7 protein-coding genes are annotated in these 8,957 nt (G+C 72.0%); all 7 read right to left on the bottom strand.

What is annotated here, in order from left to right:
• Nucleotides 1–164: 164 nt before the first annotated feature.
• The 7 genes from AB0G84_RS33765 to AB0G84_RS33735 all read right to left on the bottom strand — a co-directional run bounded on the left by AB0G84_RS33765 (nucleotide 165) and on the right by AB0G84_RS33735 (nucleotide 8,811).
• On the bottom strand, nucleotides 165–845 hold the full coding sequence (locus AB0G84_RS33765; protein ID WP_361329648.1) for a DUF5701 family protein: 681 nt from the start codon (nucleotides 843–845) through the stop codon (nucleotides 165–167).
• A gap of 154 nt (nucleotides 846–999) precedes the next feature.
• Complete coding sequence (locus AB0G84_RS33760) at nucleotides 1,000–2,616, bottom strand: type VI secretion protein (RefSeq protein WP_361329645.1); 1,617 nt, start codon at nucleotides 2,614–2,616, stop codon at nucleotides 1,000–1,002.
• Nucleotides 2,613–4,037, bottom strand: coding sequence for an ATP-binding protein (locus AB0G84_RS33755; protein ID WP_361329663.1), 1,425 nt, complete (start codon nucleotides 4,035–4,037; stop codon nucleotides 2,613–2,615). Before AB0G84_RS33755 ends, AB0G84_RS33760 begins: the two co-directional genes overlap by 4 nt.
• Nucleotides 4,038–4,066: 29 nt before the next feature.
• Nucleotides 4,067–5,629 (bottom strand): SCO6880 family protein, encoded by a 1,563-nt coding sequence (locus tag AB0G84_RS33750; protein WP_361329642.1) that lies wholly within the window; start codon nucleotides 5,627–5,629, stop codon nucleotides 4,067–4,069.
• Nucleotides 5,626–6,939 carry a hypothetical protein gene (locus AB0G84_RS33745; protein WP_361329639.1) on the bottom strand — a complete coding sequence of 438 codons (1,314 nt, stop codon included), beginning with the start codon at nucleotides 6,937–6,939 and terminating at the stop codon, nucleotides 5,626–5,628. Before AB0G84_RS33745 ends, AB0G84_RS33750 begins: the two co-directional genes overlap by 4 nt.
• Complete coding sequence (locus tag AB0G84_RS33740) at nucleotides 6,929–7,789, bottom strand: hypothetical protein (RefSeq protein ID WP_361329636.1); 861 nt, start codon at nucleotides 7,787–7,789, stop codon at nucleotides 6,929–6,931. The genes AB0G84_RS33745 and AB0G84_RS33740 overlap by 11 nt, the downstream gene beginning before the upstream one ends.
• A 713-nt stretch (nucleotides 7,790–8,502) precedes the next feature.
• Nucleotides 8,503–8,811: a hypothetical protein gene (locus AB0G84_RS33735; RefSeq protein ID WP_046930918.1), complete on the bottom strand. Its 309-nt coding sequence runs from the start codon at nucleotides 8,809–8,811 to the stop codon at nucleotides 8,503–8,505.
• Between the last annotated feature and the right edge of the window lie 146 nt (nucleotides 8,812–8,957).

Below are 8,957 nucleotides of genomic sequence, written 5' to 3'. Positions count from 1 at the left end.
GTACTGCAGGGGGGACCCTGTGGGAGAGTAGGACGCCGCCGAACAATCATTGTGGGAAAGCCCCGCACCTTATGGTGCGGGGCTTTTCTGCGTTCCGGGGCCAGTCGATGGGGCTTCAGCTGCGTGGCTCGATCACTTGGCTCTGCGGCCTCCACCCGTCTGGGCTACTCCTTAAGCTCCTGGCCCCGGCGGCTGGTTGCGGAGGCGAAGCCCAGCCAGGTGTGCCGGTTGCCGGCCCAGCACCAGCCGACCTTGGGGGCGTTGCGGCGCTCGCGGCCGTCCCGCCCGGTGCCGTTGCTGATCCAGAGCGCCGGGGTGCGGGCGTCGAGCGCGCCGTTGGGCTTGCGGAGCCGGGAGCCGATGGTCATGAAGCAGTGGTTGCGTTCCAGGACGGCGGGCTGCTGCAGCACCCAGTGGATGCCCTCGGTGAGCAGCAACGGGGTGCGAGCCTCCGCGGTGAGGGCCGGCAGCGCTTCGTTGGGGGTCCAGTTGGCCAGGTGGTCGCCGCGGTCGAGGCCGGTGAGGAGGTAGAGCGGGGCATCGGGCAGGGGGACGGTGTCGAGCGGGGCGAAGAGGTCGACGTCCGGCATGTCGGTGACCACGAAGCCCGACTTGTCGTCGAGGCGGAGCAGCGGCGCGAGGGCGGAGGCAGGGGCGCGTTCCGGGTGGACGGCGAGCAGGGCGCCGCCGGCCGGGGCCTCGGCTGCCGCGGCGAAGGCACGGAGCTCGGTGGCGGAGAGCCCTGCGAGTTCGTGCACCCCCAGCTCGACCAGACGCTCGGCCTGTGCGCTCAGGGCCGGGAGTAAGGGGAGAACGGTGGACGTGGCGGGCGTGGTGTCGGGCACGATGCTCCCATGTGGTGACGTGGACGGGCCCAGGGGCAACGTGAGGGTCCGTCGGATCATTCCCGCCGTTGGCCGCCCCGCTCCGGCCCGTTCTGTGATCAGGGCTCCTGTGCCCGGAGGCGTGCACATGCGGGGGCGTGGCCGGTGGAGCGGCTCAGACCGGGAGGGAGCGGTGCGGCCAGCGGGCCCGGGCCTGTTCCTGGGAGCGCATGGTGGCAAGGGTCAGCAGCCCGCGGGCACGGCCCGTTTCCAGGAGGTCGGGGAGGGCGGGCAGCGGGGCGAGCGCCGCGATGTCGTCCAGGACGAGGGTGAGTGGTGGGTCGAGCCGACCGTCAGATGACCGTTCGGCCATGCGGCGGCCGTGCTCGACCACGTGCGAGAGGAGTGCGGTGAGCAACGGCATCGCACCCGGGTCGGTACGCGGATCCTCGATGGGTTCGCCTACCACGTAGAGCGTTCCCCCCTCATCGATGAATGATTCGAGGAGGGCTGAATCTGTGCGAAGTGGGTTGCAGGCGTCCCGGATATGGATGGAGGAGAGGGCCGTCAGGGCGCGGCCGACCAACTCCTTGGCCAGTTCCCGGCGTTCGGTGTGGGCGGTGAGCACGGACTCCAGCTCGCCGGCCTGGCCAGCGGACGCCTTGGAGCTGGTACGGAGGATGCGTACGGGCTCCTGGGCGGCGCCGGCGGCGTGCGCCCAGCGGTGCAGCTGGCGGAACGGACGGCCGTCCACCGCGGCGGCGTGCAACCAGCACCGCAGCAGGGTCTGCGCGGCGTCCGCGACTGCCGAGGCCAGGGCACCGGCGGGCCGTACGGGGGCCAGCAGGGCGGTGGCGCGGGCGGTGGCGGTGGCGAGGTCGTCGCAGCCGGAGGTGGGCGACCAGCGCAGCCGGGCGGGGGTGTCGAGGCGGTGCGTCGGGTCGTAGGTCAGCAGCGGGCCGAGCTTGGCGCGGGCGTCCTTGGTCTCGGACCAGAGGGCCGGGTCGGTGGTGGCGACGATCAGCGGGCCCGGGGCCGCGGTGGCGGTGGTGACCGCGGCGGCGAGGGCGGCGGCCCGGCCGGTGGTGGCGAACTGGATGCGGGGGAGGGCCGGTTCGGTGCCGGGGGCGGCCGGGGAGGCGGTGCGCTGTTCGGGGACCGGGCCGGTGGCCGCGGCGGCGGGTGCGGCTGCGGCGGCGGTCTCGGACGGCGCCGGGGCGACGGACGCCGGTACCGCGGGGGAGGGCGGTGCCGCGGCCGGTGTTGCAGGGGTGGCCGGGGCGTCCTCGGTGCGGGCGGCGGCAGGGGCCGGCGCGGGCGGCTCCTGGGTGGTGTGGGGCGCCTTGAGGTCGGGGTCCAGGGCGTGCGCCCGGTCCCGGCGGGCCTGTGCCCGGCGGGTGGCCCGTACGGCGCGGTACCGGGCCACCGTCCCCATGGCGAAGATGGTCAGCACCAGCAGCACCATCAGCTCGCCGATGAGGATGCCCCAGAACAGGCCGTAGCCGGAGAGCTGGCCCTTGGGGGTGTCGGGCCAGGCCGTCGCCATGTCGTGTGGGGCGGAGACCAGGTGGCGCAGCGCCAGCGGCGTACCGGAGTAGTCCACATGCTCGGGCCAGGCGCCGTGCGCGAACAGGCCGGCCAGGCCGGTCGCCGTCCACACCAGCAGCGTCAGCCCCAGCAGGAAGGCGAGCAGGCCCACCAGCAGGGAGTCGGGGATGCCGCGTCCCCGGCCGCCGCGTGGTTCGCGGTAGCTGGGGCCGCCGTGTCGTTCGTCGTGGTATCCGCGCCTCACGCCACCGTCTCGCTCGACTCGTCCCGCCACCGGCGCTCCATCGCCAGGGCCTCGGCGCGCGCCTCGGCCTCCGCGTCCGCCGCCGCCGCGAGGGAGCGCGCCTCGTCGGTCGGCATCGCGGAGGACTCGGTCATCGCCCGGTCGGTGAAGACCAGCGGGCGCTCCGCCTCGGTGATGAGGTGTTTGACGACCTGGACGTTGCCGTTGACGTCCCAGACCGCGATACCGGGTGTGAGCGTCGGAATGATCTCCACGGCCCAACGGGGCAGGCCCAGCACCCGCCCGGTGGCGCGTGCCTCGTCGGCCTTCTGGGCGTAGATGGTCCGGGTCGAGGCCATCTTGAGGATCGCCGCGGCCTCCCGGGCGGCGGCCCCGTCGACCACGTCGGACAGGTGGTGGACGACCGCCACGAAGGACAGCCCCAGCCGGCGGCCGAACTTCAGCAGCCGCTGGAAGAGCTGCGCCACGAACGGCGAGTTGATGATGTGCCAGGCCTCCTCGACCAGGAAGATCCGCTTCTTCCGGTCGGGGCGGATCCAGGTGTGTTCCAGCCAGACGCCGACGATGGCCATCAGGATCGGCATGGCGATGGAGTTGCGGTCGATGTGCGAGAGGTCGAAGACGATCAGCGGGGCGTCCAGGTCGATGCCGGCCGATGTCGGGCCGTCGAACATGCCGCGCAGGTCACCGTCGACGAGCCGGTCGAGCACCAGGGCGACGTCCAGGCCCCAGGCCCGTACGTCGTCTATGTCGACGTTCATTGCCTCGGCCGACTCGGCCTCCGGGTGCCGCAGTTGCTCGACGATGTCGGTCAGGACGGGCTGGCGGTCGGTGATGGTCTCGTTGACGTAGGCGTGGGCGACCTTGAGGGCGAAGCCGGAGCGCTCGTCCAGGCCGTGGCCCATCGCGACCTCGATGATCGTGCGGAGCAGGGCCAGCTGGCCGGTCGTGGTGATCGACGGGTCGAGCGGGTTGAGGCGGATGCCGCCGTTGAGGGCGGCGGTCGGGTCCAGGCGGATGGGGGTTATCCCCAGCTCCTCGGCGATGAGGTTCCACTCGCCGACGCCGTCCTCGCCCTGGGCGTCCAGGACGACGACCTGCCGGTCGCGGAACCGCAGCTGCCGCAGGACGTAGGTCTTCTCCAGGGCGGACTTGCCGTTGCCGGACTCGCCGAGGACGAGCCAGTGCGGGGCGGGCAGCTGCTGCCCGTACAGCTGGAAGGGGTCGTAGATGTAGCCCTTGCCGCTGTAGACCTCACGGCCGATGATCACGCCGGAGTCGCCGAGGCCGGGGGCCGCGGTGGGCAGGTAGACCGCCTGGGCCTGGCCGGTGGAGGTGCGTACGGGCAGCCGGGTGGTCTCCACCTTCCCGAACAGGAAGCTGGTGAACGCCTCGCTGAGCGCTCCGATCGGATCGAGCATGGCCATGACGTACGCGCCTCCCAGCGGCTTTAGCGGCGGATCCCGGTCGCGAACGGCAGGGTGTTGACGAACGCCCGGTGGTGCTCGCGGTCGCACCACTCCAGCTTGAGGTAGGACTTGCCGGCCGAGGCGCGGATGGTGCGCTTGTCGCGGGCGAGCGCCTCGGGGGAGCGGGAGGAGACCGTGAGGTAGCCGACGAGGTTGACGCCGGCCGCGCCGGACGCCAGGTCCTCGCCGCGCTGGTCGACCCGGCCGTGGTGCGCCACGTCCCGCGGGTCCACCACCCGGTTCATCTTCGCCGCACGGCTGGCCTCGGCGTCGTCGTTGGTCTTCTCCGTCAGCATCCGCTCGATGGCGACCTCGGTGGGCTCCAGGTCCATGCACACCGCGACCGTACGGATCACATCGGGGGTGTGCACCAGGAGCGGGGCGAGGAAGTTGACGCCCACCGGGGTCAGCGGCCACTCCTTGACCCAGGCGGTGGCGTGGCACCAGGGGGCGCGGGTCGTCGACTCCCGCGTCTTGGCCTGGAGGTACGTCGGCTCCATCGCATCGAGCTCGGCGGGCCAGGCGTTGCGCTTGCTCATCGCCTGGATGTGGTCGATGGGGTGGTCCGGGTCGTACATCGAGTGCACCAGGGAGGCCAGCCGGGCCTGGCCCAGCGGCTGGCGCACCCGGATGTCGGCCTCGGCGAGCCGGGCGCAGATGTCGGTGAGCTCACGGGCCATCACCACCGCCAGGCCGGCGTCCCGGTCGACCTTCTTGCGCAGCAGCCCGCCCTGGTGCATCCGGGCGGCCCGGGCCATGGTGTGCGCCTCGGTGGCCAGTTCGCGGGTGTAGTGCATGCACGCAACCAGGTAGGCGCGGTGCTGCTCGGAGGAGGTGGAGACCATCGACTGCAGCTGGTCGTAGGACTCCCGCAGCCAGGCCGGGGAGGTGGCGTCGCCGCGCTGGGCGACGTCCTTGGCGTGCGCGTCCGGGTCGGCGGGCAGGGTGCGCGCCAGCATCTGCAGCCGGGTGACGAAGCCGTCCCCGTTGGCGACGTGCTTCAGCAGCGTGCCGAAGCGGTCGACGAGGGCCTCCTGGTCCTCGCTGTCGCGCAGGCCGACGCCGGGGCCCTCGATCTCGATGGCCGCGGTGACCGTACGGCGGTCGGCGTGCAGCAGCACCGCGATCTCGTCCGGACCGAACGGCGCGGAGAGCCAGTTGATCCGTCCGATGCCGGGCGGCGGGCCGATCTCCACCTCGCGGCCGTCCAGCCGTACGCCCGCCTCCTGGGCGGCGGAGCGGTAGGTGGCGCCCTGCCGGACCGTACGGCGGAAGCTGCGGCGGATCTCGAACCAGCGGTAGAACGTACGGCCCTTGTACGGCACGTAGACCGCGGCGAGGCCGAGCATCGGGAAGCCGGTGAGGGTCACGATCCGCAGCGGGAGCACGGGCACCAGCAGGCCGCACATCATGCCGAGGAACGCGCCCGCAATGATCAGCGCGATCTCGCCGGTCTCGCGGTTCTTGCCGACGATCGCGTTGGGCCGGGCGCGGCCGATCAGATAGGTGCGGCGCGGTGCGATCGGGGCGGGGTGCGTGCTCAACGCCCTTCACCTCCTGCTGTCTTGCCGGTGCGGGCGCCGCTGCCGGGGGTGGGGTTGGTACGGGGAGCCGGGGTGGCGGGGGCGCCGCCACTGCCCCCGCGGGAACCGTGCGCGGCGACCCCGCCGGAGACCGCGTCGGCCGGCCGGGACTGGCCGCCGGAGGTCTGCTGGCCGCCGCCGTCCCCGCCGGAGCTGCGGGTGCTGTGGGTCTTGATGCCCTGCGAGACCAGGGCGGCGGGGGAGCTGAGCACCGCGGCGGCGGCGTTCTCCGCGCCCCGGCTCATCCGGTTGTTGCGGGACGCCGCGATCTCGTCGCCGAAGCCGGGGACGAAGCGGTAGATCACCGCACTGGCGAAGATGGCCAGCAGGATGATCGCGAGCCCGGAGACCACGGCGGAGATGGCGTTCGGCCCCTTGTTGGACGACAGCGCGCCGGCGATGCCCAGTACGATCACGATCACTGGTTTCACCATGATCACCGCGATCATGATCCCGGCCCAGCGGCGGACGTGGCCCCACATGTTCTTGTCGACCAGCCCGGCGTAGACGACCGTCCCCAGCAGCGCCCCGACGTACAGCAGCGCGGCCCGGATCACCAGCTCCAGCCACAGCACACCGGCGGCCAGCACGGAGACCAGCGACACCACGATCAGCATGATCGGGCCGCCGCCGATGTCGGTGCCCTTGGTGAGCGCCTGGGAGAACGCCCCGAAGAACGTATCGGTCTGTGAACCCGTCCCCTTGGCGATGATCTCGGTGACCCCGTCCGTCGCCGAGACGACGGTGTAGAGGATCAGCGGGGTGAACGCGGAGGCCAGCACCGTCAGCCAGAGGAACCCAACCGCCTCGCTGATCGCCTCGGTCAGCCGCACCCCGCGCACCGCCCGCTTGGCGACGGCCAGCAGCCACAGCACGAGGGTGAGGACGGTGGAGGCGGCGAAGACGACGGCGTACTGGCGCAGGAACGCCGCGTTGGTGAAGTCCACCTGGGAGGTGGCGTTCACGGCGTCGGACAGCTTGTCGACGATCCAGGAGGCGGCTTTGGCGCAGCCTTTGGCCAGGGAGTCGAGGGGGTCCAGGGGGTTGGAGTCGGACAGGCCGCCCGGATTGGGCGTGCTGCCGCCACCACCGTCGGTGCTGCGCCTTTCGCAGAGCTCCTTGGCCTTGTCCGGGAGGAGGTCACACGCGCCCTCGGTCGGCTTGGGGGATGGCGCGGCGAAGACCCGGGCGGAGAGCAGCACCAGCGTCGTCTGCAGGCCGGTGAGTGCCGAGGCGACGGTGAGGGCCCGGCGTCGGTTGTTACCTCGCATAAGTGAACCCTCCGAAGCCTAGGACGGCCTTGGACATGTCCTTGGCAGTCGCGGCGGACTGGTCGCCGCCGACCGGAGCCGGGCCGGCCTTCTGGCTGAAGCCGGCGACCTTCCAGTCTCCGTCCACCCACTGCAGCTCCATCGTGGACGTGTACCAGCTCTCCGCGACCGGATTCCGGGAGCCCTGGCCAGCCATGCCGAACAACTGGGAGTACCAAACCGCGACCTTGGCGGTGGTGCCGTCGAACTTCTCGGCCTTTGTGCCGACCGGATTGGCCCGGGAGACGAAGGTCATCCCGCTGGGGGTGCCGCCGTCCGGCTTGAGACCGACCTGGGCGAGGAACTTCGGGTCGGAGTAGACCTTGCGCAGGCTGCCCTTGCGTGCCGCGGCTACGGCGGGGGTGTAGACGGAGTTGACGATCGCGTCGCGCCGCTGCGCCGTATACATCCCGTCACTCGACAGCGCCACCACGTAGTTCGCCGCCGCCGACTGCGCCCCCTGTTCGGTCTTGGCGAAGCCCGTGGCGATGCCGCCGTTCTTGCCGGAGACCGGCTTGGTGCCGGTGGGGGCCGTGGGGCGGGCCGGGCCGGCGGCGGCATCCTTGGCGGAGTCGTCGGAGGGGGACTCGTTGTTGCCGCTGCCGCCGCGGTTGGCGAAGGCGATGGCCGCGAGCAGCAGGACGATCACGCCGACGATGGTGACGAGGTTGCGGCTGGACATGCCGGCGCGGGGCCGGCGTCCCGAGCCGTACAGGTCGCCCTCGTTGTCGGGGAGTCTGGTCCGTGTCTGGCCCGTCCCCGAGCCGCGGTGGCCGTCGCCGCCGTAGCCGCCGTCGTCACTGAGACTCATCGCGCCTGTGCCCCCTCTACCGCCGTCGCCGTCCGTGCCGTCGTTGTGCCGCCCTCATATGACCGTAGCCGCGTGGGCGGTGGCTCGGGCGCAGTGGTACGAGTACATCTCACCGTGACGGGTCCTCAGATGCGGTGCGGCGGGGGCGAATGGGGGACTCTAGGCTATTTGTGTACATCGCCCGCTCCGTCGTCGCCATGGCCTCCGAGACCCTCGTGGGCCCCGGATCCACCTGTCCCCGCGCGGCGGGCTGCCCAACCGGTCCGCTGGTCGCGGGGGTGATGAGGGCAGCGGGTGGGCCCCGTCGGACCGGGGTGAGTGGGGGTCAGCATGGGGCCTCGGCAGGGGAGGTGCGGCCGGTGGAGACGAATGGAGGCACGGGGCGGCGGAGGGGGAGCGGGCGGGGGCGCATGGAGGGACGTGGACGGGGTGGAACGGGGCAACGGGGTAACGGGGCAACACGGGCGGTCTCCCGAGGGGGGCCACCTCCGGACGTCGCCCCGGGATGGCCGAGGAGGCCGCCGGACCGCCGCCGGACCGTCGCCGGGTCGCCAGGCCGCCGGTTCGCCGGTTCGCGGCGGAGGGGCCCGGTGTGTGGCCTCCGGTGTGCGGCCACGGGCATCGGGCGGTTGCCCGGTGTGCGGTCGCAGGGGTGGTCGCCCGGCCGCGGTGACGGCGGGCGGTTGCCCGGGTGACGGTGGGGATGGGGTCGGCTAGACCGCCATGCCGTAGACGATGGTGAACAGGGTCCCCAGTGACCCGATGATGAAGACGCCGGTGAGGCCCGCCACGATCAGGCCCTTGCCCTGCTCGGCGCTGAAGGTGTCGCGCAGGGCGGTGGCGCCGATGCGCTGTTTGGCGGCGCCCCAGATCGCGATGCCGAGGCACAGCAGGATCGCCACCGCCATGACCACCTCGACCATCACCCGGGCCTCGTTGCCCAGGCTGCCGAACGGGCCCCAGTCCGGGGCGATTCCGCCGATGATGGTGGTGATGTCGCCCTTTTCGGCCGCAAGGAACATCTGTGACATCTGTGCCATGTCTGAACTCACCGCCCCTTTGTGGGTAGTTCGCTGTCCGTACCTGCACCGGGGCGGCACAGGCCGCTTCTATCTTCGCCGACAAAGGCGCCGTCAGAAGTCGACTTGGCACCTTTCTTTGACGGATC

Source organism: Streptomyces sp. NPDC020742, assembly GCF_040641675.1.
GTDB lineage: Bacteria > Actinomycetota > Actinomycetes > Streptomycetales > Streptomycetaceae > Streptomyces.
This window is presented reverse-complemented; position numbering and strand designations above follow the sequence as displayed.

Coding starts and splice junctions, on each gene's coding strand:
- AB0G84_RS33755 (WP_361329663.1), bottom strand. CDS start 4,037: ATGCTCGATCCGATCGGAGCGCTCAGCGAGGCGTTCACCAGCTTCCTG.
- AB0G84_RS33740 (WP_361329636.1), bottom strand. CDS start 7,789: ATGAGTCTCAGTGACGACGGCGGCTACGGCGGCGACGGCCACCGCGGC.
- AB0G84_RS33745 (WP_361329639.1), bottom strand. CDS start 6,939: ATGCGAGGTAACAACCGACGCCGGGCCCTCACCGTCGCCTCGGCACTC.
- AB0G84_RS33735 (WP_046930918.1), bottom strand. CDS start 8,811: ATGTTCCTTGCGGCCGAAAAGGGCGACATCACCACCATCATCGGCGGA.